Annotated in this window: 28 protein-coding genes; 2 read left to right on the top strand and 26 right to left on the bottom strand. The window is 62.2% G+C overall.

The window, feature by feature from the left end; translation table 11 throughout:
• Nucleotides 1–19 precede the first annotated feature (19 nt).
• The 21 genes from V8G57_RS19750 to V8G57_RS19650 form a co-directional block, all read right to left on the bottom strand.
• Nucleotides 20–697 carry a CsgG/HfaB family protein gene (locus V8G57_RS19750; protein ID WP_342830798.1) on the bottom strand — a complete coding sequence of 226 codons (678 nt, stop codon included), beginning with the start codon at nt 695–697 and terminating at the stop codon, nt 20–22.
• Nucleotides 698–979: 282 nt separating this feature from the next.
• Nucleotides 980–1678: a 4'-phosphopantetheinyl transferase family protein gene (locus V8G57_RS19745; protein ID WP_342830797.1), complete on the bottom strand. Its 699-nt coding sequence runs from the start codon at nt 1676–1678 to the stop codon at nt 980–982.
• Between the two features lie 8 nt (nt 1679–1686).
• Entirely contained in the window at nt 1687–2931 is a 1245-nt protein-coding gene (locus V8G57_RS19740) for a beta-ketoacyl-ACP synthase (protein WP_342830796.1), read from the bottom strand.
• A complete protein-coding gene (locus tag V8G57_RS19735) occupies nt 2928–3704 on the bottom strand; it encodes a 3-ketoacyl-ACP reductase FabG2 (RefSeq protein WP_342830795.1) in 777 nt (258 codons plus the stop codon). The genes V8G57_RS19740 and V8G57_RS19735 overlap by 4 nt, the downstream gene beginning before the upstream one ends.
• Complete coding sequence (locus V8G57_RS19730; protein ID WP_092392385.1) at nt 3701–4174, bottom strand: hotdog family protein; 474 nt, start codon at nt 4172–4174, stop codon at nt 3701–3703. The genes V8G57_RS19735 and V8G57_RS19730 overlap by 4 nt, the downstream gene beginning before the upstream one ends.
• Complete coding sequence (locus V8G57_RS19725) at nt 4171–5346, bottom strand: beta-ketoacyl-ACP synthase (RefSeq protein ID WP_342830794.1); 1176 nt, start codon at nt 5344–5346, stop codon at nt 4171–4173. Before V8G57_RS19725 ends, V8G57_RS19730 begins: the two co-directional genes overlap by 4 nt.
• Before the next feature lie 2 nt (nt 5347–5348).
• Entirely contained in the window at nt 5349–5960 is a 612-nt protein-coding gene (locus V8G57_RS19720) for a DUF3261 domain-containing protein (protein WP_342830793.1), read from the bottom strand.
• Entirely contained in the window at nt 5951–7183 is a 1233-nt protein-coding gene (locus V8G57_RS19715) for an NAD(P)/FAD-dependent oxidoreductase (protein WP_342830792.1), read from the bottom strand. The genes V8G57_RS19720 and V8G57_RS19715 overlap by 10 nt, the downstream gene beginning before the upstream one ends.
• Nucleotides 7167–9596, bottom strand: a complete 2430-nt coding sequence (locus tag V8G57_RS19710) for an MMPL family transporter (protein WP_342830791.1) — start codon at nt 9594–9596, stop codon at nt 7167–7169. The genes V8G57_RS19715 and V8G57_RS19710 overlap by 17 nt, the downstream gene beginning before the upstream one ends.
• Complete coding sequence (locus V8G57_RS19705) at nt 9589–10206, bottom strand: outer membrane lipoprotein carrier protein LolA (RefSeq protein ID WP_092392375.1); 618 nt, start codon at nt 10204–10206, stop codon at nt 9589–9591. Before V8G57_RS19705 ends, V8G57_RS19710 begins: the two co-directional genes overlap by 8 nt.
• Nucleotides 10203–10634 (bottom strand): acyl-CoA thioesterase, encoded by a 432-nt coding sequence (locus V8G57_RS19700; RefSeq protein WP_092392373.1) that lies wholly within the window; start codon nt 10632–10634, stop codon nt 10203–10205. Before V8G57_RS19700 ends, V8G57_RS19705 begins: the two co-directional genes overlap by 4 nt.
• Nucleotides 10635–10638: 4 nt before the next feature.
• The gene (locus V8G57_RS19695) at nt 10639–12222 is read right to left on the bottom strand and encodes an HAL/PAL/TAL family ammonia-lyase (RefSeq protein WP_342830790.1); all 1584 of its coding nucleotides are present in this window, start codon (nt 12220–12222) and stop codon (nt 10639–10641) included.
• Nucleotides 12209–13171, bottom strand: coding sequence for a lysophospholipid acyltransferase family protein (locus V8G57_RS19690; protein WP_092392369.1), 963 nt, complete (start codon nt 13169–13171; stop codon nt 12209–12211). Before V8G57_RS19690 ends, V8G57_RS19695 begins: the two co-directional genes overlap by 14 nt.
• Nucleotides 13168–13938, bottom strand: a complete 771-nt coding sequence (locus V8G57_RS19685) for a glycosyltransferase family 2 protein (protein ID WP_342830789.1) — start codon at nt 13936–13938, stop codon at nt 13168–13170. The genes V8G57_RS19690 and V8G57_RS19685 overlap by 4 nt, the downstream gene beginning before the upstream one ends.
• Nucleotides 13925–15697, bottom strand: a complete 1773-nt coding sequence (locus V8G57_RS19680) for an ApeI family dehydratase (protein WP_342830788.1) — start codon at nt 15695–15697, stop codon at nt 13925–13927. Before V8G57_RS19680 ends, V8G57_RS19685 begins: the two co-directional genes overlap by 14 nt.
• Entirely contained in the window at nt 15690–16283 is a 594-nt protein-coding gene (locus V8G57_RS19675) for a COG4648 family protein (RefSeq protein WP_342830787.1), read from the bottom strand. The genes V8G57_RS19680 and V8G57_RS19675 overlap by 8 nt, the downstream gene beginning before the upstream one ends.
• 16 nt (nt 16284–16299) lie before the next feature.
• A complete protein-coding gene (locus V8G57_RS19670) occupies nt 16300–16554 on the bottom strand; it encodes an acyl carrier protein (protein ID WP_175500845.1) in 255 nt (84 codons plus the stop codon).
• A gap of 27 nt (nt 16555–16581) precedes the next feature.
• Complete coding sequence (locus V8G57_RS19665; protein WP_038489570.1) at nt 16582–16842, bottom strand: phosphopantetheine-binding protein; 261 nt, start codon at nt 16840–16842, stop codon at nt 16582–16584.
• Complete coding sequence (locus tag V8G57_RS19660; RefSeq protein WP_342830786.1) at nt 16829–17608, bottom strand: lysophospholipid acyltransferase family protein; 780 nt, start codon at nt 17606–17608, stop codon at nt 16829–16831. The genes V8G57_RS19665 and V8G57_RS19660 overlap by 14 nt, the downstream gene beginning before the upstream one ends.
• Complete coding sequence (locus V8G57_RS19655) at nt 17601–18338, bottom strand: beta-ketoacyl synthase chain length factor (protein WP_342830785.1); 738 nt, start codon at nt 18336–18338, stop codon at nt 17601–17603. Before V8G57_RS19655 ends, V8G57_RS19660 begins: the two co-directional genes overlap by 8 nt.
• A gap of 426 nt (nt 18339–18764) precedes the next feature.
• Nucleotides 18765–18956 carry a DUF1289 domain-containing protein gene (locus tag V8G57_RS19650; RefSeq protein WP_092392354.1) on the bottom strand — a complete coding sequence of 64 codons (192 nt, stop codon included), beginning with the start codon at nt 18954–18956 and terminating at the stop codon, nt 18765–18767.
• Between the two features lie 240 nt (nt 18957–19196).
• On the opposite strand from V8G57_RS19650, the gene V8G57_RS19645 reads away from it, so the two are divergent.
• Together V8G57_RS19645 and V8G57_RS19640 are read left to right on the top strand one after the other, a co-directional pair.
• Nucleotides 19197–19862, top strand: coding sequence for a TetR/AcrR family transcriptional regulator (locus tag V8G57_RS19645; RefSeq protein WP_041741656.1), 666 nt, complete (start codon nt 19197–19199; stop codon nt 19860–19862).
• A 64-nt stretch (nt 19863–19926) separates the two neighbouring features.
• Nucleotides 19927–20508: an LOG family protein gene (locus tag V8G57_RS19640; protein WP_092392729.1), complete on the top strand. Its 582-nt coding sequence runs from the start codon at nt 19927–19929 to the stop codon at nt 20506–20508.
• A gap of 55 nt (nt 20509–20563) precedes the next feature.
• Here the strand turns inward: V8G57_RS19640 and V8G57_RS19635 are convergent, their stop codons facing one another.
• From V8G57_RS19635 to V8G57_RS19615, 5 genes are all read right to left on the bottom strand, one after another.
• Nucleotides 20564–21799, bottom strand: a complete 1236-nt coding sequence (locus V8G57_RS19635) for a cystathionine gamma-synthase family protein (RefSeq protein ID WP_342830784.1) — start codon at nt 21797–21799, stop codon at nt 20564–20566.
• Nucleotides 21800–22047: 248 nt separating this feature from the next.
• Nucleotides 22048–23565, bottom strand: coding sequence for an amidophosphoribosyltransferase (purF, locus tag V8G57_RS19630; protein WP_092392350.1), 1518 nt, complete (start codon nt 23563–23565; stop codon nt 22048–22050).
• Nucleotides 23566–23639: 74 nt separating this feature from the next.
• Nucleotides 23640–24128 carry a CvpA family protein gene (locus V8G57_RS19625; protein ID WP_342830783.1) on the bottom strand — a complete coding sequence of 163 codons (489 nt, stop codon included), beginning with the start codon at nt 24126–24128 and terminating at the stop codon, nt 23640–23642.
• Nucleotides 24129–24197: 69 nt separating this feature from the next.
• Nucleotides 24198–25154 (bottom strand): SPOR domain-containing protein, encoded by a 957-nt coding sequence (locus tag V8G57_RS19620; RefSeq protein WP_342830782.1) that lies wholly within the window; start codon nt 25152–25154, stop codon nt 24198–24200.
• Between the two features lie 55 nt (nt 25155–25209).
• The coding region (locus V8G57_RS19615; protein WP_342830781.1) for a bifunctional folylpolyglutamate synthase/dihydrofolate synthase at nt 25210–26040 on the bottom strand (831 nt) is incomplete at its 5' end.

Genomic DNA, 26040 nt, shown 5'->3' with positions numbered 1-26040 from the left:
GACGTGTTCCGGGTTATTGTTATTTAGTCGGCTGCCAAGCGCCAGAATCGATTGCGGCGACCAGGTTATTGATGGCTTCACGCATCGCCAGGTCGAGCACTTTGCCGTTCAGCGTGGAATCGTAGCTCGCGGTGCCGCCAAACCCGATGATCTCGCGCGCGGCCAGATTGTATTCGCCCGCTCCCTGGGTGGAGAACACCACCTCGGAGGTCTTGATGTTGACGATGTTCAGGTTCACCTTGGCATAGGCAGTCTGCGTCTTGCCGCGGCCGAGGATGCCGAACAGCTGCTGGTCGCCGACTTCCTTGCGGCCGAATTCGGTGACGTCGCCGGTGACGACAAAATCGGCGCCCTTCAAGGCCTGGGCCTGCTTCTTCAGCGCGGCCTCTTGCTTGATCTCTTCCATGTTGTCCCGGTCCAGGACGTTAAAACGATTGGTCTGCTGGAGATGCGTGATCAGAATGGTCTTGGCCTGTCCTCCAAGGCGGTCGACGCCATCGGAAAATATGCCGCGCATGTAGCTGGAGCGGTTGTCAAACTTGCCCACCGCAATCTGGGTGCGCGCGCCATTGTAGGGCTTGTTGGCTGTCTCTACCTTCTGCACCGGCAGCGCATTGGACGTTTCGGTTGCACAGCCGGCCAGCGCTGACAGCAATGCAGCAGCGGCCAATGCCGGAATCACTCTGATTTGTTTCAATTGCTTCTCCAAACTTCCCCCTAGGGGCAATCGATAATATGAAATAGCTGAATGCCTGATTGATGTTTTCAACGGCAATTCACCTCGCCTGCTGACCATCTTCGAATTGACATTTCAATTCGGAAAGTTGTCAGGGCGCAAAACTTAACACTCTTATAAAACTTCGTCCATAAAAAGAATGTGATTTTGCAATGATCAACACTGTGTTGTTTTTTTGAGTAGCCAAATATGGCCATGCGTGGGCAAGGAGCCGCGCCGTCGGGCAGGAAACCGCCCAGGGAATTAACTGCCGTTCAGTTGCTGCAGCCAGGCTGCCGGGGTTGCCCCGCTCAGGCAAATCCGCCGTACCGGATACAAACGATCGCGGCTGCACAGGGCAATCGCCAGGCCATGCTGCACCCAGGTGCGCGCGTGCCATGCCGGCCCCGACCGCAAGCGCATGCCGGCGGCCACCTGCTCAGGCAATGGCGCCTCGCTGCCCTGGCTCGACATGAGTTTGAAGAGAGCCTCTTTGCTGCTCCACAAGGCGTAGAAATCCGCCACTTTATCTTGCGCGGCACGGCTGGATAACCAGTTGCTCTCCGCGGCGGAAAAAGCGGCGCGGCCGATGGCGTCGACGTTGCGGCCGGGATCCAGCATCTCTATGTCGAGGCCGAGCGCCGTATCGATGCTGGCCGCGCAGGCGACCCAGCCGCGGCTGTGCGACAAGCTGAAATGGGGAGCCACAGCCGCCGGCAGCCGTATCAAGGGCGCCTGGCTTTTACGCTCGGTAACCTGCACGGCATCAAATGCGGCTCCAGCCAGGTGCGCGGCGGCGAAGCGCAACAATATCCGTCCCAGCAAAAATTCGCGCTGGCGTACAGGCCGCACAAAACGCCGGTAACGCAACAGCTCCGCCTCGCTCAGGCAGGCAAGAAAGCGATCGCGCTGATCGTCCGCCAGGTGATTCGCGTCGTGCAGCAGGATGACGGCGGACGGCATCGGCGATGCTAGTCCAGGCGCTTGAATATCAATGATGTATTGATGCCGCCAAACGCAAAATTGTTCGACATCACATAGTCGCACTGCAAGCTGCGGCCCTGGTCGACGATGTAGTCCAGCTCTGCGCACAGCGGATCGAGCTGCTTCAAGTTGATGGTCGGCGCAAACCAGCCGGAGCGCATCATTTCGATAGCCATCCAAGCCTCCAGCGCGCCGCATGCCCCCAGGGTGTGGCCGGTATAACTCTTCAGCGAACTGACCGCCACCTGCCGGCCGAATACGGCGGCGGTGGCATGCGACTCGGCGATATCGCCCTGCTCGGTGCCGGTGCCGTGGGCATTGATATAGCCGATCGCGCTTGCAGGCAAGCCGGCGTCTGCCAGCGCCAGCGTCATCGCCACCTGCATGGTGTCGGCGTTCGGATGGGTGACGTGGCAGCCGTCGCTGTTGGTGCCGAAGCCGACGACTTCGGCGTACATCTTGGCGCCCCTGGCGCGCGCATGCTCGAAATCTTCCAGGATCAGGCTGCCGGCGCCCTCGCCGATCACCAGGCCGTCGCGGCTGCTGTCGAACGGGCTCGGCGTCAAGGCCGGCGTGTCGTTGCGCACGCTGGTGGCGAACAGGGTGTCGAATACCGCCGCTTCGGTGGCGCACAGTTCCTCGGCGCCGCCGGCGACCATGATGGCCTGGCGGCCGCTGCGGATCGCTTCATAGGCGTAGCCGATGCCCTGGCTGCCGGAAGTGCAGGCGCTGGACGTCGTGATCACGCGCCCGGTGATGCCGAAGAACACACCGATGTTGACCGGCGCCGTGTGCGCCATCATCTTGATGTAGGTGGTGGCGTTGATGCCGCGCGTGCTGCGTTCGTCCATCATCCTGCCGAAATCGCCGATCGCCTTCGGCGTGCCGGCGGACGAACCGTAGGCCACGCCGCAGGCGCCGCTTTTCAGCACCGGATCGTCAAGCAGGCCGGCGTCGGCCAGCGCCAGTTCGCTAGCGCGGGTCGCCATCAAGGCGACCCGTCCCATGCTGCGCATGGTCTTGCGGGTATAGCGCTCGGACAAGCTGAATTCAGCGGCCGGCGCCGCCAGCTGGGTGTTCAAGCCATCGTAGCCGGCCCACTCGTCCATCCGCACGATGGCGTTGCGATAGCTGCCGAGGTGGCTGCGGATGGCGTCCCAATCGTTGCCGATCGGGCTGATGCCGGCCATGCCGGTCACCACTACCCGCCGCTCTGTCAGCGTGCGCGTCATGCCATGCCTCCGTTGACCGAAATCACCTGGCGCGTAATGTACGCAGCATCGGCATGCATCAGGAAGGCCACCGTCGCCGCTACCTCTTCCGGCTTGCCGATCCGGCGCGCCGGAATCAGCTTGAGCGCCTCGTCCAACGGCACCTCGCTGACCATGTCGGTATCGATCAGGCCGGGAGCGACGCAATTGACCGTGATGTTGCGCTTGGCCAGTTCGATCGCCAGCGCCTTGGTGGCGCCGATGATGCCCGCCTTGGCGGCGCTGTAGTTGACCTGGCCGCGGTTGCCGATCAATCCCGACACCGACGCCAGGGTGACGATGCGGCCAGGCGCGCGCCGTTGCACCATCGGCATCACCAGCGGATTGAGCACATTGTAGAAACCGTCCAGGTTGGTCTTCAGCACCAGGTCCCAATCCTCGCCCGGCATGGCAGGAAACGCATTGTCGCGCGCCACCCCGGCGTTGCATACCACGCCGTAATAACAGCCGTGCTGCTCGACATCCGCCAGCAAGGCGGCGGCGCTCGCCTGGCGGTCGCCTATGTCGAATTGCAGGACGCGCGCTTGCACGCCCAGCTCCCGCACCGCTTGCGCAACGGCGTCGGCTGCCGTGCGCTGCTGGTGGCAATGCAAGACGATATCGTAGCCCTCGCGCGCCAGCCGCAATGCAATCGCCTTGCCGATGCCACGGCTGGAGCCTGTGACCAGCACGCTCTGGTTCGGGCGGGCAGCCGGCGCTGCCGGGTTCGATGCCAAGCTTGTTTCCAACATCATTCAGTACTTCCCTCAAGAAAAACAGCCGCGTCAGCCGGCTGGAACACGGTAATGGTAGCGCTGGCCAGCTGCTGCCCGGCGGCATGGATGCGGCATTCGAACGATCCTATCCCATTGTCGGCCTGCAGCAGCCTTTGCACATGGACTTGCAGCACGCTGCCGACGGCAAAACCGGGGCAGCCGGCTTCATAGCGCCGCGTACCCAGCAAGAAGCCGATTTTGACCGCTTCGCCGCGCAGCTGTGCGGCATACCCGGCATAGGCGGCAATCGCCTGCGCCATATATTCGACGCCGACCCAGGCCGGCACGCCCTGCCCGTCGCAAAACAGGCTGTCCTGACGGATCGTCACCTCCGCCAGCAACTCTTCCGTCCCGGCTTCCAGCAACCGGTCCAGCAGCACCATGGCGCCGGAATGCGGTAAAAAACGGCGGATATCCAGGGACTCCATCACGCTCGGCTGATCCATCATTCACGCCCCAGCAGCAAACTTGCATTGGCGCCGCCAAATGCGAAAGAGTTACTCAACGCCCAACGCAACGGATGTCCGAGGCGCGCGCCGACCGGCTGCAGGTTCAGCTGCGGCAGGCCGGGATCGCCGGCGCCGTCCCACAAATGCGGCGGCAGCTCGCCCTGCGGGTTGTTGTCCTGCATCGCCAGCCAGCATAAACCCGCCTCCACCGCGCCGGCGGCCCCCAGCGCATGCCCGGTAAACGGCTTGGTCGAACTGAGCGCCACATGGTCGGCAAACATTGCGGCGATTACGCGGCCTTCCATGGCATCGTTCTGCATGGTGGCCGTGCCATGCAGGTTGATGTAATCGATTTGCCGCGGGCTCACGCCGGCGCGCGCCAAGGCTTGTTCGATCGCGCCGCGGGCGCCGGCGCCGGACGGATCCGGCGCAGAAATATGATAACCGTCGGAAGATTCGCCCCAGCCGCGCAGGCTCACGGCGGCCTCTACCTTGCTCATTAAAAACAGAGCCGCGCCCTCGCCGATATTGATGCCGTTGCGATTGGCGCTGAACGGGTTGCAGCGCGTTGCGCTGACCGATTCCAGGGCGCCGAAGCCGGCCACGGTAAATGCGCACAGCGAATCGACGCCGCCGGTCAGCACCGCGTCGCACAGCCCCATCCCGATCAGGCGGGCGGCGCTGGCCATCGCCTTGCTGCTCGATGCGCAGGCGCTGGAATGTACATAAGCGGGCCCGGTCACGCCCAGCACCGATGCCAGGGTAGCGGCCGGCGATGCCATTTCTTGCTGCTCGTAAGCAAAATCGGCGGGGAATCCTGCATTTTGCAAACGATAGCGAAACGCCGCTTCGCTCTGCGCAATCCCGGATGTACTGGTGCCAAGCACAATCGCTATCCGATCCGCGCCAAATTGCCGGATGGCGGCATCCACTTGCGGCCGGATCTGCGCCAGCGCCGCCAGGGCTAGCTGATTGTTGCGGCTGCGCTGGCCCGGCGGCAGCGCGCTGATATCGGGCAGCGCGCTCTCGACGCAGCCCAGCGCCAGCTCCCGGCCCGGCGAATAGTTGCTGGTCATGGCGACGCCGCTGTCGCCGGCGAACAGGCGGCGGCTGATCTCCGCGTGGCTTTCGCCAAGCGGACACACCATGCCGAGTTGATTAAGATAAAACATGTTTATGGCGTTGCAGTTGGCAAAGAAGCAGCAGGAGCGGCAGCATCGCTGACCGACTCGATCGTCAGGTGGTAGTGATAGCGCAGGTTATTCAATTCCACTTTACCGTCCCATGGCGTCGGCGCGCTGTAGTCGATCACCATGACCGGCTCTCCCTGCAGCGACAGCGTGCGCCGCAATCCTTGCTGTTCGATCTGCCAGCCCGGCGGCAACGCCTCGCGGATCGCCGCCAGCGGCCACAACGTCAATTGCGTATCTTCCATCACATCCTCCACCCGCACCTGGGATGGCAGCATGGGATGGCGCCAGGACTGCAACGTCTTGCCATCATAATTCATGCTCAGCACGCGCTGGCCAAGCACCAGTCCAACCATGCTGAACTGCTGCCGGTCGACTTCCAGCGCGGCGTCAAGCTGGTCGACGCGGCCATGGCGCTCTACCGTCAAATGCTGCTGCAAGCTGATATTGGCGCCCAGGGACGCCGGCGCCAGCTTCAGCCCCAGCCGCGCCGGCGCTTGCGTGGCCGGCGCAGTCGTGCAGGCGGCAAGCGCCAGCAGGCAGGCCGGCAAACCTAAACGCAGCCAGCCGCTGCGGCAAGCCAGGTTCAACTGCATATTTCCTCCAGAGCCTTCAGGCGCCGCTTGCTTTCCTTTGCATACGGATTGCTGTCGTCCCAGGCATAGCCGGCCAGGATGGCGGCAATCATGCGGCGCACTTCGGGCTGTTGTTTTTCATAAAAAATGACTTTTTGGAAACCGCCCGAATACCAGGAATCGACAAAGGTACGGAAAGTATCGACGCCTTTTTTCAACGGTATCGCATATTCGCTTTCCCAGTCGACCGTTTCACCTGCGAACTGGCGCTGCAAGGCGGCGGCAGCCAGGCTGGCCGACTTCAGCGCGATCGTGACGCCGGACGAAAACACCGGATCCAGGAATTCCCCGGCGTTGCCGAGCAAGGCGTAACCCTTGCCCCACAAGGACCTGACGTTGGAAGAATAACCGACGATCTGGCGTGCCGGCGTATCCCAGGCGGCGTTCCCCAGCAAGGCGCGCGATGCCGGATCCTGCATCACCAGCGCCTGCAGGCGTTCGGTCTCGCTGCCTTTGAATTGTTCCAGGAACGCGGTTTCCGCCACCACGCCGATCGAACAACGGCCGCCGGCAAAAGGAATCAGCCAGTACCAGACATCGCAATGTTCAGGATGCACCGTGATGCGGATCTTGTTGCGGTCGAAACCAGGCACGGCGATGCCATCTTCGATGTGGGTGAAAATGGCGCCGCGCACCGGAAAATTCGATGGCGACTCCAGCTGCAGCAGGCGCGACAGCACCCGGCCGAAACCGCTGGCGTCCAGCACAAAACCTGCTTCCACAATATATTCCGAACCCTCCGCATCGCGCACGGTGACGCGCGGCTTTTCGGCAGCGCCGTCAAACGCCGTGACTGTGTGCCGGTAACGCACCTGGGCGCCCTGGCGCTCTGCTTCGTCGGCCAGCACCTGGTCAAACTGAGCGCGCTGCACCTGATAGGTGGTGCCCCAGCCCGCGGAGTGCTTGTCGCGGAAGTCGAAATCGGTATAGCGCTCTCCGCGCACGAACGCGGCGCCGTTCTTGTACTGGAATCCCGCTTCCACCACGGCTTGCAGCATGCCCGCCTGTTGCAGGTATTCCATGCTTTGCGGCAGCAGGCTCTCGCCTATGCTGAAACGCGGGAACTGTTCCCGCTCCAGCACCAGCACCTGCCGCCCTTGCTTGAGCAGCAAGGCCGCCGCCACTGAACCTGCCGGGCCGGCGCCGATCACCAGGACATCGCATTGTTCAATTCTTGTCTGCATTTTCTATTTCCTGTTGTGAATCGTGGCTAAAACAAGGGGCGACCAGCCAAACGACCGCAATGCCGATCAGCATCGTGAATCCGAACGCATGCAGCGGCGGCGTCGCCGACAAGGCCAGCAAGCCGAACGACAGCAAGGCGCTGGCGGCCGACAGGCCGACCGTGAGCCAGGCGAAGCGTTCGCGCTGCATGCTTTGTTCCTGCAAGAAAATGCCATAGTCGACGCCCAGGCCGAGAATCAGCATCAGCGCCAGTACATGGAACAATTGCAAGGGCTGTCCCAGCAAGCCAAGCGTGGCCAGGGTTGCGATGCTGGCGACTGCCGGCGGCGTCAGCACGCGCCAGGCAGCGCTGCGATAGCGGGTAAACAGCAGCAGGAAGATCGCCGCATACGCGCCTAGCAGCACCCATCCCATATATTGCCGGTAGTGGCCCAGGACCGACGATATTTCACTCACCTTGTCGACCCACGACACGCCCTCCAGCTGCTCGGCGGCCTGTTTCAGGAGCGGCAGGTTGCCGTAATTGTCCAGCCCGCGCAACGCCACGATGCTGGCATAGACGCGGCCTTGCGCGCCCTCCACCTCTCCCAGCCAAAGATGGCGCGAAGGCTCGCTGGCAGCGCTCTTCAGGAACTCAGCCGGCGTCAGATCGCGGCCGCCGTTGGCGCTTGCCGCTGCGCTCAGCGCCCGATCGCGCATTTGCGCAACCCAGCTGCCGTCTTCGCCCAGCTGCGCGGCCAACGCCTTCAAGGGACCGTCGGCAGCAAGCAGGGCTTGCGCAACCAGGGCCCGGTTCGCCGCTTGTTCCTGCATCGAAGGTATCCAGTTGGACATCGCCTGGTAGCCGCTGATGACATGCTTGGCAATCAAGGGTTCCAGGCGCTGTTTCAATCTTTCCTCGCGCTGCAATACCTGTTCCGCGCTGGCGCCGCGCACCAGGTAGAACTGCACCGGCGTTGGCGCATCGAGCAGTTTGCCCAGCTTGATCTGGTCCGCCAGCAGCGCTTTTGGCGGCGTCTGCAGGGAGCGGATATCGTCGTTCACCGTCAGGCGCATCATGCCGGCCACGGCAAAAATGCCGAACAGCAGCACCGCCAGCGCAGACCCGCGATTCAAGCGCAGCAACGGCCAATGGCGCCGGGTCTGGCCGAACCAGCCGGCAAAGGCGGAACTCTGCAAGGTATGCGCGGTTACCAGGGACGGAAACCAGAACACCACCGTCAGCCAGGCAAACAGCAGGCCCAGCACCGAGAATACGGCCATCTGCCGCAAGCCTGGAAACGGCGTCAGCGCCAGGCCGACATAACCGATCACTGCTGCGGCCAAGGTCAGCATCAAGCCTGGCATCAGGCGCCGCAGCAGCTGCCACGATCCTAGCGACTGGCCGGCGGCGACGCGGCTGCACAGGAAATAAATCCCGTAATCCTGGGCCACGCCGATCAGGCTGGCGCCGAACACCAGGGTCAGCAAATGCACTTGTCCGAAAATCATCCAGCACAGGGAAAACGACGCCAGGCAGCCGATGCCTATCGACAGCATGATCAGCGCAATCGGCCGCAAGGAACGGAAGGTCAGCCACATCAGCAGGATGACGCCGAGCAGCGAACCGATGCCGATGGTCGACATTTCCCGGCTGGCCTGGGCGCTGCCGGCGCCGGCGTGCAACACCACCCCGGCGCTGACCAGCTCGACCGCCGGCACTGCCTTGCGGGCGGCAGCGGCGGCCTGCTCCAGCAGCGGCAATAACGCCTGCTGGGTCGCCATCGAGAATGCCGGCTGCCGCAAGTTCATCAGCAGCACGATGTAAGGACGCCCCTTGTCTTCCACGAACAGGTAGCCGTCGCGCGGACGCACCGGCGTTTCTTGCGCGCGCGCCTGCACCCAGCCGGCAAACAAGCCGAAGGGATCGTCTTGCCATGCGCCCAGCTTGGGGCCGGAGAATGGGCTGTACAGTTGCTGCAGGGCGGTGTCGATCCAATACTTGGACGGCTGCCGGTGCAGCGCTTCCTGCTGCGCCGGCGTCAGCAGGCTGAGCCGCATCTGCTGCGACGGCGCCAGCCAGTCTTGCTGGTTCTGCGCCGACAGCTGGACCCCGCTCTGCAGCAACGCCGGCTGCCTGGCCAGCACCGCGCCATAGGCATCGGCGGCTGCGCGGGCATGTTCCCAGTCGTCTGCGCCGACCAGCACGATCAGCCGTTGCTGGGCAGCGTCGACCATGTGGGTGAACGCCTGCTGCAGCACCGGGTCGCGCTGCTCCACCGGCAGCAAGGCCATGATGTCGGTATCCGGCACCACGCCCTTGACCAGCCACAGGTAGCCGCCATGCGCCAGCAGCAAGGCCACCGCCAGCGCCCATGCCAGCGCCGCGCGCCTGGTCCAGCCGGCGCTGCCGCCATGGCTGGGATTACTCAAATGCCGCCCCTTCTTCAGCGCTCATGGCGCCGCTGCCGCTCTGCAGCGCGGAAAAACTGATTTCTGTATGATCGCCGCTGGCTTCGTCGATGCTCACGGTCTTGACGTATGCGCCGCCAGTCAAGGCCAGCGTACCGATCGCCTTGGCCAGCGCCGGCTCGCGCGCCTTCAGCGCGACCTTCCAGCTATTGCCCTGGACGCTGCCATCCAGCTCAAACAGGGTTTCCAGCTGGCTGAGATCGCCCGCCAGCAATGAAAACAGCACACTGTTGATCATCCTCACCACCGGCTCCTGCTTGGCGTCCATGCGCATCGCAACCCGGCCGCCCTGCATCTGCACGATCTCGTCACGCTTCAGGCGCAGCGTATTCGGGAACGGCTGCAATGTACGCCACAGGACGCCCTTGCCGTTGACCACGCAAAAACGGCCGTTGGACAACAGCGGTTTCTTGATGCCGACCAGCTGCTTGCTCTGGTCGAAGCGGCCGCACAAGACCGGCGGCCGCGCCAGCATTGCCTGGATTTTCTCCACCGGCGCGGCGGCGAACGCCGGCCATGCGGTACAAGTCAAAAGGACGGCGCCAAGAACAACAGTGAGGCTTCGTTTCATATCTGTTCGATTCCTAATTTTTGAAATAGCACGGGAGGCGATGCAAAGCACATTTCACCGCTCGCAATCTCCACCGCCACCTGGGTGGTGGTGCCGCGGGAAAGCCGCTGGCCGCTGGCGCTGTCGGTAATCACGTAGGCGATCCGGAGCCGGTTTTCCCATTCGATGATGCTGGCGCGCACCTTGATGCGCTGCCCGAAAGTCGCAGGATGGGCGTAGCGCAGGTGCAGGTCGATGATCGGCCAGGCATACCCGGACGCCTGCATCTGCGGATAGTTGTAGTCCAGCTGGTCCAGCAGCGCGCAGCGCGCCACTTCCAGGTATCGGACGTAGTTGCCGTGCCAGACGATCTGCATCGGATCGAGATCATAGAATTGCACTTGCAGCTCCAGCTCCGCCGACCAGCGGTGTTTATCCAGGTTTGCCATGGCCTTACTCGTACAAAGCCCAGTGCTGGAGGCGTATGCGCTCCAGCAGGCGGCGCAAATCGGGTTCCAGCATGCGGTCTTCCTGTATCACGGCGATATCGGCCCCAAGCAATTCCATCATCTGCTGCAGGTTGTGCTGCGGCTGCGCACCGCCATCGAGCCGGCAGCGCAGCCAGACGCCTTGCCGCACGCTGACCAGCAACGCCGCCACCACCTGCTCGGTCAATTGCAGCACGCGCAGGCAGTCGCGGGCGGCGATCGTGCCCATGCTGACCTTATCCTGGTTGTGGCACTCGGTCGAGCGTGAAAACACCGAAGCCGGCATGGTTTGCTTGAGCGCTTCGGCAGTCCAGGCCGAGGCGCTGATCTGCAACGCCTTCAGGCCGTGGTTGATGCTGGCGCGCGGGCCCTCGGCGCCGGACAGGTTGGCAGGCAGGCCGTGGTTGTAGCGGCTGTCGACCAGCAACGCCATCTGCCGGTCGAGCAGGTCGGCGACATTGGCGACCGCGTTTTTCATGCTGTCCATGGCGAATGCGATATGGCCGCCGTAGAAATGGCCGCCGTGCAGCACCCGCTCGTTTTCAGCATCGATGATCGGATTGTCGTTGGCGCTGTTCAGTTCGTTTTCAATCGACTCGCGCATCCATGGCAAAGCATCGGCCAGCACGCCGATGACATGGGGCGCACAACGGATCGAATAGCGATCCTGCAAACGCTGCTGGTTGCGCGGCGCGTCGGTCACCGGCAAGTCCTGGCGCAGCCATGCCGCCACCTGCTGCTGGCCGGCATGCGGCTTGACCGCAAACAACTCAGCATCGAAATGATGGGCATTGCCGTCCAGGGCAAAACTGGCCATGGCCGTGATGCGGGTGGCGATGCGCACCAGGTACTGCGCCCGGTCGTAAGCCAGGCACGCCAGGGCTGTCATCACCGCAGTGCCGTTCATGATCGCCAGGCCTTCTTTCGGCCGCAGGCGCAGCGGCGCGATGCCGGCGCTTGCCAGGGCCTCGGCGGCGCTGACCGTGACGCCGTCGCGCCAGACTTCCCGTTCACCGCACAGCACGGCGGCCAGGTAGGACAGCGGCGTCAGGTCGCCGCTGGCGCCGACCGATCCTTCGGACGGGATCAGGGGCAGCAGGTCTTCTTTGAGCAGGCGGGCAATCTGTTCCAGCAGGCCGACGCTGACGCCGGAATAGCCTTTGCTGAGCGACGCCAGGCGCGCCGCCATGATGGCCCGCGTCTGCGCGGGGTTGAACAGTTCGCCCAGGCCGCAGCCGTGGTAGGTATACAAATGATGCGGCAATTCAGCGATCAGTTCAGCCGGGACGTTGACGGTGCACGAATCGCCGTAGCCGGTCGTCACGCCATAAATGGTGCCGTCTTCGCGCAGCAGGCGGTCCAGGAAATCGGCGCCGCGCGTGATCGCCGCGCGGAAAGCCGGCGCTTCGGACAAGGTAGCCTGCGCCGCTCCCGACGCGATGTCGACGATGTCTTCGATCGTCAGCCGGCCCTGGTCAAAGCAGACCGTGCGTTGCGGCGGCGCGCCCGGCGTTGCCGCGGACAGGTTTTTCAGTTCAGCGAGAAGCATCTTTGTACCCGGTTAAATGCCAGAAATCGTAAAAATTGAACCACTGCAGCGGAGCCTTCAGGCAAAAAAACTCCAGCCTTGCCGCATAGGCTGCGGCTAGTTCATGCAGGACTTGATCGCGGCTCTTGCGCGGCAATTGGATCGACTCTCGAAACAGTTCAAAGTGACATTCGGAATGGCCGTTCTTGGTCATTGAAAACAGCAGGTAGACCGGGCACTGCAACAAGCTTGCCAGCACATAGGGACCGATCGGGAACGCGGCAGTTTCACCCAGGAACGGGGCTTGCGCTACGCGCGGCGCGAGCGATACCGGAATGCGGTCGCCGGCGATCGCGACAAATTCGCCGCGCCCTACCTTTTCAGCCAGCAGCATCGCGGTAGCGGGCGTTATCTCGGTGACCTGCATCAGGTTCAGCTGGCTGTCAGGATCGAGTTTCGCCAGCAGCCGGTTAAACGCCTGGGCGTGCTTGGTATGCACCAGCACGGTAATCCGCAGCTCTTGGCGCCGGCGCGACAGCACCCGGCACAGTTCAAGATTGCCCAGGTGCGCGCAAATCAGCAGGCCGCCGCGCTGCGCCTGGACGTTTTCCAGCATCTGTTCGCGCCCGAACGACACCACGTTCGCGGTCTTGAACAAGCCGCCCCACAGCAGCATCTTGTCGAGGATGTTTTCGGCAAAGGCGGCAAAATGCCGGAACACGCCACGCCAGTCCGGCCGGATCCGGTTAAGCCTGGCCAGCGCCGGATCGAAAGCGCACAGCCGCTGCAGATACGCCATGGACGCGCGCCGCGCGGCCGGCTTGCTCAGCAGGTACCAGCCCAGCACCGGATACAGGGCGAAGCGGAACGGCCAGCGGCCGGCAAACCGGTATATCCCGAACAGCAGCCGCATGCCGCCCACAAAGCCGGCTTCGTTGATCTGCGCCCAATGGCGCTGGCCGGCGCTCAAGCTTGCCCCCGTGTCAGCCGCAGGCGCCGGCCCAGCAAGCGCGGCGCACGCAACAGCATGCCGAAAAACAAGGTGGCATGGAGACGCGAGATCAGCAGGTTGTCGAGGCCCATCCGGAAATGCGAAACGCCATCCAGCGGATAAGTGACCCGGGTCGGCAGGTTGACGACGGATACGCCGTCCCAATAAAGGCGCACCAGCACTTCGGTATCGAAATCCATGCGCTCGCCCAGTTTCCTGCGTTGTACCAGGCGCATCAGGGACGGCAAGGGATAGACCCGGAATCCGCACATCGAATCCTTGATATCCAGCGACAAGGTGTTGATCCAGACCCAGACATGCGTCAGGTAACGCGCATACAGGCGCACCGGCGGCACGCTTTCGTCATATTGCGGGCAGCCGGCAATCACGCTGCGCGGCTGGGCCGCGGCTTGCTGCAGGAAACGAGGAATATCGCCGGTGCAATGCTGGCCGTCGGCGTCGATCTGCAATGCGTGGGTATAGCCAGCCGCGGCCGCATGCCGGAGCCCGGTCAGCACGGCGCCGCCCTTGCCGCGGTTGACGGCGTGGCGCAGCAAGGTGACCATTCCAGGATGAGCCCTTGCCAGTTCATCCAGCACTGCCGCGCACGGGGCCGAGCTGGCATCGTCGACCAGCACGCAAGGCAGCTGGTGCGCCAGCACCGCCGCCAGCACCGTACCGATGGCATGCTCGTGGTCATAGACCGGGATCACCGCGCACGGCTTGAACTGTTCAGCTTGCGGCATGGCCTGCTCCAAAAGTGACGCGGCCGCTGGCGTGCTGTCCCGCCGCCGAGAACATGCGGAAAGCCAGGCTGCTCTTTTGCGGATCGTGCAGCAACTCCAGCTGCACCACCATGCCCGGCGTAATCACGCGCTGGAATTTCAAGCCGAGCATGCCGAGGAATTGCGGCGCCAAAGCGAAGTAGCGGCGGCCATAGCTGATTGCCCAGTCGAGCTGCACCACGCCAGGCAAGATCGGCGCGCCCTCGAAGTGGCCGTTGAAATACAGGAGATCCGCCGGCACTGTCAGCTCCATCAGCACGCGATGGGATTCTTGCTCCAGCAAGCGCTCGACAGGCTTGCGCGGCGCTTCGGCCAGGCCGGTGCCGGCTTGCGGTTCCAGCAGCGCCAGCAGATCGGCGCGGGTGGTCTTGCCTTGCGCGTTAACCGGCAGCGCATCCAGGTAACGCCAGCTGCGCGGCAGCGCAATCGCTTCCACCGCATGCGCCATGCCCTCGCGCAGCAGGCGGTTCAAGGCCAGCTTGCCGTGCGTCGCCAGGATATCCGAACCGGCTGCCGACAGCACCACGAAGGCGGCAATCCGCTGCCGCTGCTGCGATTCCGGCTGTTCTACCAGCAGTACGCGCGCATCCGCCACCTGCGCCATCGCCGTCAGTTGCCGCTCCAGCGCATCCAGGGAAATGCGCTTTTCCTCGACCTTGACGATACGATCGACGCGCCCCTTCAAACGAAAATGCTGCCGGTCGACCGCCTGCACCTGGTCGGCCAGCGCATGCCAGCCGGCATCCGGCAAATGGGGCGAACGAATTTCAAGCACATCGTCGGCGGCGACGACGCGCCAGGCAACCGCCGGCATCACTTGCCAGCTATCGTCCGCGCCGGCGCCACGCTGGCGCCAGGCCACGCCGCCGGTTTCGGAACTGCCATAGACCTCGACCGGGATCGATCCCAGCGCTTGCCCGGCGGCGGCCGCCACTGCGGGCGGCAACGGGCCGCCGGATGAAAATATGGTGCATATTGCCGCGGCCTGCCCTGCAGAAAATGCGGCCGGCAGACGCTTCAGGTGGGCGGGACTGGAGACCAGGACAACCGGCTTGGCGCCAGGCTGCGGCTGGAATTCTTCCAGGTAGTCAAGCTGCCGCGCATGCATCGCGCGGCCGGCAGCCAAAGGCCACAGCACCTTGAACAGCAAGCCGTAGATATGCTGGTGCGAAACCGTCGCAACGATATCGGCGTTGCCCATCCGGTCGCCGAACAAAAGCTCCAGGGTCGCCACCTCGGCAGCCAGCTGCGACAGGAATTTCGGGACTGCCTGCGGCTCGCCGGTGCTGCCGGAGGTATAAATCACCAGTCCGGGGAAATCCGGCTGCAGGGCCTGGAATGCCGGCCAGGCGCCGCCTGCTTCGGCAGCGGTCAACGCTGCATCGGTCAACGGCGCATATTGCGGCGGGAAGTCGCCCAGGTAACCGTCGACCAGCGCGCCCAGGTTGGCGCAGGTAGCCGGCAGCACATCGCCTGGCAGGTAGACTGTCTTGCCGGCCTGCCAGGCGCCCAGCAGGATACCGGCGAAGGCGGCGGCATCGCTGGTGTACAAGGCGAAACGCGATCCCGCGTGCGTCGACAGCAAACGCCGCCAGGCGGCAACCTGGGCGGCCAGCCAGGCATGGCTCAGCGGCTTGCCGTCGCGCCATGCAAACGGCCGCTGCTGCCAGTGTCCGGACGGCTCGCTTAACAATGTCAGCAGATTGGGGGAATCAGGCATGTGGTCCATCCGGCTGCTGTTCCAGGCGGCGGTGGCGGCGCCTGACGACGATCCGCACCAGGTATTCGCCGGCAAACAGGCAGCCCATCAATACGTAAGCCAGCACGCCGTTATACAGCGACCAGACCGCGGCGGAAGCCCAGATCGCTGTCACCATGGCCAGCGTGCCGTTGATGACAAAAAAACCGCACCATACCTGGGTCACCCGGCGCGTGTAGGCAACCGCGTAGGCAGGCAACGCCGGATCGCTCAGGCGCGCCATGCGCTCGATCACCGATGGCGGCGCATACAGGCTGTAGCCAAACACTGCCAGCATGCCGAGGTTGACCAGCACCGGATACAGCTTCAACGGCAGCAAGGCGTTGTTCCATATCGCCAGCGCCGCCAGCAGCAAGGCGCCCGCCAGCCACCAGCGGCTGCTGCGGTTCAGCTTCAGGGCCGGCAGGCGGCTGGCCGCGGCCAGCACCAGCAGCAAAGCCAGCAGGCGCGGTTCGACGCGCCCGTGTCCGAGCCAGATCGCGAGCGGATAGAGCAAAGTGACCAGCAAGCTCGCTACGGTAGGCAAATGGCGCTTGATATTCTGCACGGTATCCCTGGGCGCCTTACTTTTCTTCCTCGGCCAGCAAGGCAGCCAGCGCGTCGACCACGTCCTGCACCGTGCGCACCGCCTTGAACACATCCGGCTGCAAGCGCTTGCCGGTCAGCTGCTTGAGCTTGACCACCAGGTCCACTGCGTCGATGCTGTCGATATCCAGGTCGGTATACAGGTTGGCCTGCGGCGTCACCTGGTCCTTGTCGATCTCGAACATTTCATGCAGCACGTTCACCAGCCACAGGTAGATTTCTTCCTTGCTCATTGAATTGGTCAATATCATGTCACACCGTCACTTCTTTCTATTGCTGGCAATCATTGCAGCCAACGTGCGTACCGAAGCAAAATGATTGCGCGTCTCGGCCGAATCCGCCGACAATGAAATGCCGTAGCGCTTCTGGATCGCTACACCCAGTTCCAGCGCATCGATCGAATCCAGGCCGAGGCCGTCGACAAACAACGGCGCATCGCTGACGATGTCGGCCGGCGTTATGTCTTCCAACTGCAGGACATCGATGATGACCTGCTTCACTTCTTCTTCAAGCTGCTGCATAACCCTGGCTTTCTTTCCTAAAATAATCTTGCAGGTAAGCAGTCAGATGCCTGGCTGCCAACCCTTCGCTACCGGCTTTTGCGAGAAACCCATGGACATCTATATCTTCTTTTACTTCAATGCTGAAGTGGGCGGCACTCGGCGGCACTTGCCACCATTTGACGCCCTTGCCCAAGGTCGGCGGCAGGCAGCGGATCACCACCGGCGTCACGTTCGACAGGCTGCGCACCGCAATGTTGGCTGCGCCGCGCTTTAAATTGATCTGACCGTCGCCGGCGGTGCGCGTGCCCTCTGGAAAAATAATCAGGTTGCTGCCGCGCCGCAAGGAACTGATGCAATCCTCGACCAGTCCGTCGCCGTATTCGTTGCTGATGTAGCCGGCGGCGCTCACCGGCCCGCGCGTAAACGGGTTGTCCCAGAGACGCCCTTTGACAATGCAGTCGGCGCGCTTGACGAAAGCCATCAGAAACACCGTATCGATCAGGGTCGGATGATTTGCCAGGATCAGCAAACCTTGCCGGTCCAGCCGCTCCAGCCCGCGGATATCGTATTTCAGCACGCCAAGCCAGCGCATGCACCCGACAAAACCTCGAAACGCCAGGCGGATCACGCGACGCGCCATCAGCACCCGTTGTTGCCTTTCCCATATCAACAGATTCAATACAGGAAACACCAGGACGCGCAACAGCAAACCGCCGATAGCGAACAGCAGGAAGCTGAAACCGGTCGCCAGCACGCGCCAGTAGTGGTTGACACGCTTAAGCAAGGCGCCCCCAGCGCCAGCGGCGTGTGTCGGCAATCCGGACCAGCTCGCGGTCCTTGCGTAAATAAAAAGCCAGCACATCCAGGCCGGCCGGCTGCCGCCGACTGCCTGGTTCCAGCTGCATGGCATGTATCTCATCGCTGCCGGCGCCGCCCCACGACAGTGAAATGCCGTTGCCGGATTCAGCACTTTCCGCCTGCATCAGCCAGGCCCAGGCAAACGGCTGCTCCTGGCAATCCTCGAACTCGTGAAACACTTCCGGCAACACGCCGTCATACACCACCAGCAGCACCTCCGCCGCGCCATCCGCAAGCAAGCCGCAGGCTTCAATCACCGCATGTTCGACGCCGCTATGCCCGCCCGCCAAGGCGGCATGGCTGGCCTGGTCCTGGCGCGCGATCGAAAACAGGCCGGCGGCGGCGTTGTGGACCGACAAACTGAAAGAGGTGGGAGACAGGGGCTGGCCTTGGACCAGGTCCTCCAGCAGCTCGACCGAGCGCGTGCACTCGCCGTGGCGGGAGCAAAACACGGTCGGCACGCCGCTCCTGCCGTCGAGGCAGCGATAGGCTGCTTCCAGCGCCATTTTGCCCATGGCGCCGGCACGCCGGCGCAACATCGCGGGCATGGCGGACACCGCCGCGTCGCCATTGCCTTTGATGACATACGGCTTTTCGGCCCACGCCTGCCATGCGGCAGCCGTATCCAGGCCGGGCGCCCACGCCGCTTCAGACACAATTGAAAACCTAACTCCCCCGAGTCTCATCTCACCATTCTCCAACACCCATCAAATCGATTCTATTTTCGGCCAGTCTAGGGAGTTGAACCGACGGCAATTCCTGTATTTTGGGCGGCATTATAAAGTATTTAAAACAAGGAAACTTGCTCAATCACGCACTAACATGATCTTTAACCGTTGCCTCCAATGTCTCATGCCATGGTGTTTTTTACGCCGGAATATACAGTAAGTTACAGTATGTTTTAGCATTAAAATACACGGGATACGGCCCAAAACTGGCCAATTCCAATAAATTGCAGTCGCTTTGACGATCAAAAACAACACAATCCAAGCGACTCGGTTGCGGGCTATGCAGGCTTCCGTATCTGTGCAGCACTGCTACCCGCAAGGTACCGGGTTCTCGTCATCGGCCGCCGATTGCCGTCATCCTTGCCGGCGCGGATAACCTTCGGCGGTGATCCGCTCCCAGACCCTGGTTTTCTCTTCCTCGGTCATGAAGACCCAGTGCGCCACTTCGTTGACGGTACGGCCGCAACCGCGGCAGACATCGTCGAAAGTGGTGGAACAAACCGCCACGCAAGGAGTATCGGGGCGTTGCGGAGGAGACTCTGACATGCTGACCTTTTAAGATGTGAAGCGTTGCTGCGGTTGACGCCGGGCATAGCCGGAGCCTCCATTTTATAACAGCAGCAGGATGGACGCCTCTCCATGGCGACGATCTTGCCCCGGTGGTTACTATCATTTCAGCAATACATTTGCGACGATAGGCGCGAAGCAATATACAATCTTTACTGAACATGTTTGCCGATTGGTAAAACAGTATTGCGCAATGGATATCAGAAAGAAAATAAAGTCATGGAGCAAAAAGCGCCGCGTCGTACCCGCGAAAAAATCATGGATCTGTCGTTACGGCTCTTCAACGAGTTCGGCGAACCCAACATCACCACCACCATCATCGCCGACGAGATGAAGATCTCGCCGGGCAACCTGTATTACCATTTCCGGAACAAGGACGATATCGTCAATTCGATCTTCGTCACCTTCGAAGAAGAAATCAGCCGCATGCTGGCCATGACGCAAGGGCAGCGGCCTACCATGCACGACGTCTGGCATTACCTGCACCACATGTTCCAGCTGATCTGGCGTTATCGTTTTTTCTATCGCGACCTCAACGACCTGCTGTCGCGCAACCGCACCCTGGAACTTCATTTCAAGGAAATCTTCGGCCACAAGATTGCCGTGGTCAAGGAACTGTGCCAGGGCCTGCATGAGGACCAGACGCTGCAGGCCAGCCCGGCCGAGATCGACGCCCTGTCGTCGAACATGGTGGTGGTAGCCAGCTACTGGCTGTCTTACCAGTATGTCCTGAATCCGCGCCAGTACACCGAACAGGCAGTGGTCGAGCATGCGCTGGCAAGCGGCTGTTACCAGGTTCTCTCGCTCATGCATCCGTACCTGCGCGGCGAAACCCTGCTGCACTTCGAGCAGCTGAAGACAAAATACCTGCAAACCAACGCCTGACCGAAGCAGCGGCACCCTGCCGCTGCAGTCACATCACCTTCCATATCCTTTAACCATGCAAGAAATCAAATCCCTCTGCGTTTATTGCGGCTCTTCCCCCGGCGCCACGCCGGTTTATGCGGACGCGGCGCGCGGCTTGGCGCAAGCCATGGTCAAGCAAGGCATCGCCCTGGTATACGGCGGCGGCAACGTCGGCCTGATGGGCATCATTGCCGATGAAGTGCTGCGCCTGGGCGGCCAGGCCACCGGCGTGATTCCCCAAGCCTTGCTGCAAAAGGAGCTGGGCCACAAAGGCTTGACGCAACTGCATATCGTCAAGGACATGCATGAACGCAAGGCGATGATGGCGGATTTGTCGGACGGCTTTATCGCCATGCCTGGCGGCGTCGGCACGCTGGAAGAATTGTTTGAAGTGTTTACCTGGGCCCAGCTGGGCTTTCATCAGAAACCGATCGGGCTGCTGAATGTCGACGGCTTTTATGATGGCTTGCTGCAGTTCATCCAGCACATGGTGTCGCAACGCTTCCTGAAAGGCGAACAGGCGGAAATCCTGATAGCGGCGGCACAAGGCGAAGAGCTGCTGCAACGGTTCCAGTCGTTTGTGCCGCATCTCGTGCCGAAATGGCTGGATCGCGACACCATCTGAAATGCAAACGGGGCGGACACGCAACGTGCCCGCCCCGCTTTATCACCGTGCCGGGCTACGCTTGCAGCGCCTGCCGGAAGTCTTCCACCAGGTCGGCGGTATCTTCGATGCCGACCGACACCCGAATCAGCGATTCGCTGATGCCCATGGCGGCGCGGCACTCAGCGCCCATCTCATAGAAAATCGTATGCGCGACGGCGATCACCAGGGTCCGGTTGTCGCCCAGGTGCGTGCCGGAAATCCCCAGCTTGAGCCGGTTCAGGTAATCGAAACAGTCGATATCCTGCTTCAACTCGAAACTGAACAGATAGCCGTTTGAGCGAAACAGGTCCGCCGCCAACGCGTGTTGCGGATGCGATGCCAAGCCCGGGTAATACACGGCGGCCACCCGTGGATCGGCCTCCAGCATCTGCGCTACGGCCAGGGCGCTGGCGCTGCTGCGCTCCATGCGCAAAGCGATGGTTTCAGCGCCCACGGCAATATGATGCGCCGCCTCAGGCCCGAGCGAAGCGCCGAAGTCGCGCAGGCTCTTGGCGCGCATCTGCGCCAGCCCCCATTGCGGTTGCGGATTGCGCTTGTAGACATCGAGGATATTGGGGAAACGGCTCCAGTCAAACAGGCCGGTGTCGGTGACTGCGCCGCCCAGGGCGTTGCCATGGCCGCCGATGGACTTGGTCAGCGAGTTGATCACTAGGCCCGCGCCCACGTGCCGGGGCTGGAACAGGTATGGCGAAGTCATGGTGTTGTCGACCACGAACAAAATGCCGCGCGCCTGGCACAGCTCGCCGATGCGCTTGAGATCAGCAACCTGGGTGCGCGGATTGGCGATGGTTTCCACGAACACGACGCGGGTAGCCGGCGTCAGCGCCATCTCTACCTGCGCCACATCGGTAGCGTCGACCATGGTCACCTTGCCGCCCTGGCCGCTGTAGGTCTGCCACATGCTCGCGGTATTGCCGAACAAAAATGCCGACGACACCACGTGGTCGCCTTCACGCAGCAAGCCTTGTATCACGGCGCCGATCGCTGCCATGCCCGAAGCGAAGCAGATGGTCGCCAGGCCGCCTTCCATCTTGGTGACCTTGTCCTCGAGCGCCGCCACGGTCGGGTTGCCCTGGCGGCCATAGCGGTAGCCGGACTGCTTGCCCTGGAATACCTCAGCCAGCTGGCGCGCATCGCCATAGCCCCAGGTCACCGACGTGTGGATCGGCTTGTGCGGCGCGCCGTGCTCGATGGTTTTCTGGCGGTCGCTGTGCAGGATGGTGGTGGTGAAACCGTATTTTTGAGTCATGTTTGATCGCTACTTATTTGGGAACTTCGGCAAGCGCAGGGTGGGCCATTACCTGGCCACCCTGCCTTGCAGTCCCGCAATGACAAGGTTAGTGGACTGTAACAACCAAATCAGAAGTGCTTGTCACGTATCCGACACGCATGGCGGCGTTGCACATGCTCGCAATAGTCCCGCTATTGCTGCGCTGTGCGCCTTGCCCTGCGCGCCGGATACGCGCCCTTCACTCCTGATTCGGCTGTTACAGTCCACTAGTCGACTTGCGCCAGGCTCAGGTTCAGCTGCGAACGTACCGCGTCTTCGCTTTCAGGCTTGGGATTGTTGCGTGCAAACTCGATGCGGTCGAGGTAGTCGCGCGAAATATCGCCGGTGATGTAGTTGCCGTCGAAGCAGGACGCTTCGAAATTCCTCAGCAACGGGTTGACGTCGGAAATCGAACGCTTGAGGGCGTCGATATCCTGGTACACCAGCGCATCGGCGGTAATTTCGCGGCACACCTCTTCATCGCTGCGGCCGTAGGCAATCAGTTCGCCGCGGGTCGGCATGTCGATGCCGTAGACGTTGGGGAACTTCACCGGCGGCGCGGCCGAGGCGAAGATCACGCGCTTGGCGCCGGAATCGCGCGCCATCTGCACGATCTCGCGGCTGGTGGTGCCGCGCACGATCGAATCGTCGACCAGCAGCACAGTCTTGCCCTTGAACTCGGAGCCGATCGCATTGAGTTTCTGGCGTACCGATTTCTTGCGGATCGCCTGTCCTGGCATCAGGAAGGTGCGGCCGATGTAACGGTTCTTGATGAAACCTTCGCGGTACTCGATATTGAGCTTGAGCGCCAGCTGGATTGCGGCCGGACGCGACGAATCCGGGATCGGCATGACCACGTCGATATCGCCGCTGTGGAATTCGCGCTTGATCTTGTCGGCCAGGTATTCGCCCATCTTCAGGCGGGTGGCGTACACCGAGGCGCCGTCGATGATCGAATCGGGACGGGCCAGGTACACGAATTCAAAGGCGCACGGATTCAGGGTCGGATTGTCGGCGCACTGCTGGTTGTACATCTGGCCGTCGATGTCGATGAAAATCGCTTCGCCCGGCGTGACGTCGCGCAGGAAACGGAAACCCAAACCTTCCAGCGCAACCGATTCGCTGGCGATGACGTATTCGGTGCCCTTGTCGGTTTCGTTAAGGCCGATGCACAGCGGCCGGATGCCGTACGGATCGCGGAACGCCAGCAAACCGTGGCCGGCAATCTGCGCCACCACGGCGTAAGAACCGCGCACCCGCTTGTGGACGTTGGCCACGGCCTTGAACAAGACGCCAGGATCGAGCGAATAGCCCCTGGTCTCTTGCTGGATCTCGTGCGCCAGCACGTTGAGCAATACTTCCGTATCGGAATCGGTGTTGATATGGCGGCGATCGTTCTTGAACATCTCGATCTTCAGCTGCTCGGCGTTGGTCAGGTTGCCGTTGTGCGCCAGGATGATGCCGAACGGCGCATTGACGTAGAACGGTTGCGCCTCTTCCGCGCTGGCGGTGCCGGCGGTCGGGTAGCGCACCTGGCCGATGCCGTAGTTGCCTGGCAAGGAACGCATGTTGCGGGTACGGAAGACGTCGCGCACCAGGCCGTTGGCCTTGTGCATGAAAAATCCGTTGCCGTGGTTGGTTGCGATCCCCGCTGCATCCTGGCCGCGATGCTGCAAAAGCAGCAAGGCGTCATAGATGAGCTGATTGGCGGGGTTCTGGGAAGCGATGCCGACTATGCCACACATGGTGGACTCCTAAACAATAAACAATCCGGTACTAGAGGGACTTGCGGAGGTGACGCAAGTCCGGTCAAACAAATTCAAAACTTCAAGTGGCTGGCGAACTGCCCCGGCAAATAGGGTATCGCAGTCCGCGCGGCAGCCTCCGCCAGCGGGCTCAGCATCGCATCGCGCCAGAAAGGCTGTTGCGGAATTGCCGTAGCGCCACACACCAGCACTGCCGCCAGCACCAGCACCAGGCCGCGCGCCAGTCCGAACAGCACGCCCAGCCCGTGGTCCACCAGCCCCAGGCCGCTGGCCTTGACCATGGCATCGACGGTCATGCTCAACAACATCATTAATAACCTTACGCCAATAAACAAGGCTAGGAAAGCCACGATTAAGCGCGTTACATTTCCCGGAATCGCATCGGGGAGCAATTTTGCCAGATTTTCACCATACGCGTTGGCCACCACCAAGGCGACGACCCAGCTCGCCAACGACAGGATTTCCTTGACCAGGCCGCGCAGGGTGCTGATCACGACCGAGCAGATCAGTACGAAAAACACCAGATAATCGAAAATTGTCACGCTGCCTGCATATCCCTGATCAGTGATCCATATGGCGCCGCATGCGGCTTAAATCAAGCCGCCCGCTGGTCAGCCTGGAATCAAACTGCCGTTCAGCCCCAGCTTGCCCAGCTTGGCGCGGGTTTTTTCAGCTTCTTCCTTGCTGCTGAACGGGCCGACGCGGATACGGATGCGTTCACCCGCCTGGGTCGGGACTTTTTGCGTATAGGAGCGGATGCCGGCTTCCTTCAGCTTGCCTTGCAGCTCATCGACCTTGTCCTGCGACGCCAGCGCGGCCACCTGCAGCACGAATTTCGCCGGTTTCTTGTCGGCTGCCGGCGCTGCATCGGCTCGTCCTTCCAGAATCGCCTGGGCACGCGCCGCATCGTCATGCTTTTCCGCTACCGGGGCCGGTTTCGGCTCAGGTTTTGGCTTGGCTTCCGGCTTGACCTCTGGCTTTGGCTTGGATTCCGGCTTTGGTTCCGGCTTTGGTTCCGGTTTTGGGGCGGCTTCAGGCGGCACCACTGGAGCCATCTTGGGTGGCGCAGGAGTGGTCACGGCGGCATTGTCGGCAGCGGCAGGCTTGCCGGCGGCTGCCGGCGGCGCTGGCGTCACCGGGGCGCTGGCCGGATCGACTATTTCTTCCTGGCGGTCGAGGCCGCTGCTGTTGCTGAGCGGGGCTGCAGCGCTGGCCGACGCGCTGGCGCTGGCGCCGGGTTTATCGCGCGATGGAATCTGGATCGCAATATCGTCAGCCAGCGGCTTCGGCTCTGAATCGAGGATCATCGGCAAGATGATGACCACCGCCAGCACCAGGGCCACCGCTCCCACCAGGCGGCGCCGGGCGCGCTTCTTTTCCGGCAGTACCGGATCGACCGCTTCGTTCGCCTGGTTGCCAGCCTTGCTTGCCTTGGTTTTGCGGTTGCGCAGCGGCAGTTCGGCCTGCTCGGCGCCGGGACCGATGCCGGTATCGGCCTTGGAACGATAAATACCCTGGTCAGGGTCGGTTTGCTGCTTGTTTTTGCGAAGAAAAGAGAACAAACCCATGCGATATTTTTAGCTAGCTAGTGAGCCGGCGCCATAGGCGCCTGCCGGTCAATCGTCAGTGAAATCCAGACTTCCTGGCTGCCATTACGCCAGCCACGGTCAGGAACGATCCGAAAACCACAATTCTATCATTCTCGCCTGCCCTGCTTAATGCATTTGCATAGGCCAGCTCGGGAGAATCGAAGGAAAGGATGCTGCTTTGCGCATCCGCTCCCTGCTCTGCATGGACACCCGCTTCCAGCAAACGTTCTTTCAACTGCTCGCCGCTGGCGGCGCGCGGCAGCGGCAAGGCGGTCAGGCACCAGTGGTCGATGCGCGTCTTCAGCTGCGCCACGATGCCTTCGATATCCTTGTCCAGCATGGCGCCGAACACCGCATAGGTGTACGGATGAAACCCCATGTTGTCGAGGTTCTGGGCCAGGGTCGCCGCGGCGTGCGGATTGTGGGCGACGTCCAGGATCACCAGCGGCTGTCCTGGCAAGACCTGGAAACGGCCCGGCAGATCCATCATGACGAAACCGCTGCGCACTTCCTGCGCACTGACCGGCAGGCGGTCGCGCAAGGCTTCCAGCGCGGCCAGCGCCGCCGAGGCATTGAGCAGCTGGTTGGCGCCGCGCAGGCTGGGGTAGCCGAGCGCATTGCGGCGCTGGCCGCGGCCGCCGTAATTCCACTGCTGCTTGTCGCCGGTGTAGTTGAAATCGCGGCCCAGCAGCCAAAGGTCGGCGCCGATCGCGTTGGCATGGTCGATCAGGGATTGCGGCGGCACCGGATCGCTGCACACCGCGGTTTTGCCGGCGCGGAAGATGCCGGCCTTTTCAAAGCCGATTTTCTCGCGGGTGTCGCCCAGGTATTCGATGTGGTCGATGTCGACGCTGGTGACGATGGA

It is taken from the genome of Collimonas rhizosphaerae (genome assembly GCF_038896935.1).
In the GTDB taxonomy this organism is placed as follows: domain Bacteria; phylum Pseudomonadota; class Gammaproteobacteria; order Burkholderiales; family Burkholderiaceae_D; genus Collimonas; species Collimonas rhizosphaerae.
The sequence above is the reverse complement of the archived record's forward strand: the minus strand, read 5'-3'. Positions and strand labels throughout refer to the sequence as shown.

Excerpts from the sequence above, each read along its gene's own strand:
- V8G57_RS19745 (WP_342830797.1), bottom strand. The coding sequence starts at position 1,678 with ATGCCGTCCGCCGTCATCCTGCTGCACGACGCGAATCACCTGGCGGAC.
- V8G57_RS19740 (WP_342830796.1), bottom strand. The coding sequence starts at position 2,931 with ATGACGCGCACGCTGACAGAGCGGCGGGTAGTGGTGACCGGCATGGCC.
- V8G57_RS19735 (WP_342830795.1), bottom strand. The coding sequence starts at position 3,704 with ATGATGTTGGAAACAAGCTTGGCATCGAACCCGGCAGCGCCGGCTGCC.
- V8G57_RS19730 (WP_092392385.1), bottom strand. The coding sequence starts at position 4,174 with ATGATGGATCAGCCGAGCGTGATGGAGTCCCTGGATATCCGCCGTTTT.
- V8G57_RS19725 (WP_342830794.1), bottom strand. The coding sequence starts at position 5,346 with ATGTTTTATCTTAATCAACTCGGCATGGTGTGTCCGCTTGGCGAAAGC.
- V8G57_RS19720 (WP_342830793.1), bottom strand. The coding sequence starts at position 5,960 with ATGCAGTTGAACCTGGCTTGCCGCAGCGGCTGGCTGCGTTTAGGTTTG.
- V8G57_RS19715 (WP_342830792.1), bottom strand. The coding sequence starts at position 7,183 with ATGCAGACAAGAATTGAACAATGCGATGTCCTGGTGATCGGCGCCGGC.
- V8G57_RS19705 (WP_092392375.1), bottom strand. The coding sequence starts at position 10,206 with ATGAAACGAAGCCTCACTGTTGTTCTTGGCGCCGTCCTTTTGACTTGT.
- V8G57_RS19700 (WP_092392373.1), bottom strand. The coding sequence starts at position 10,634 with ATGGCAAACCTGGATAAACACCGCTGGTCGGCGGAGCTGGAGCTGCAA.
- V8G57_RS19695 (WP_342830790.1), bottom strand. The coding sequence starts at position 12,222 with ATGCTTCTCGCTGAACTGAAAAACCTGTCCGCGGCAACGCCGGGCGCG.
- V8G57_RS19685 (WP_342830789.1), bottom strand. The coding sequence starts at position 13,938 with ATGCCGCAAGCTGAACAGTTCAAGCCGTGCGCGGTGATCCCGGTCTAT.
- V8G57_RS19680 (WP_342830788.1), bottom strand. The coding sequence starts at position 15,697 with ATGCCTGATTCCCCCAATCTGCTGACATTGTTAAGCGAGCCGTCCGGA.
- V8G57_RS19670 (WP_175500845.1), bottom strand. The coding sequence starts at position 16,554 with ATGAGCAAGGAAGAAATCTACCTGTGGCTGGTGAACGTGCTGCATGAA.
- V8G57_RS19665 (WP_038489570.1), bottom strand. The coding sequence starts at position 16,842 with ATGCAGCAGCTTGAAGAAGAAGTGAAGCAGGTCATCATCGATGTCCTG.
- V8G57_RS19650 (WP_092392354.1), bottom strand. The coding sequence starts at position 18,956 with ATGTCAGAGTCTCCTCCGCAACGCCCCGATACTCCTTGCGTGGCGGTT.
- V8G57_RS19645 (WP_041741656.1), top strand. The coding sequence starts at position 19,197 with ATGGAGCAAAAAGCGCCGCGTCGTACCCGCGAAAAAATCATGGATCTG.
- V8G57_RS19635 (WP_342830784.1), bottom strand. The coding sequence starts at position 21,799 with ATGACTCAAAAATACGGTTTCACCACCACCATCCTGCACAGCGACCGC.
- purF (WP_092392350.1), bottom strand. The coding sequence starts at position 23,565 with ATGTGTGGCATAGTCGGCATCGCTTCCCAGAACCCCGCCAATCAGCTC.
- V8G57_RS19620 (WP_342830782.1), bottom strand. The coding sequence starts at position 25,154 with ATGGGTTTGTTCTCTTTTCTTCGCAAAAACAAGCAGCAAACCGACCCT.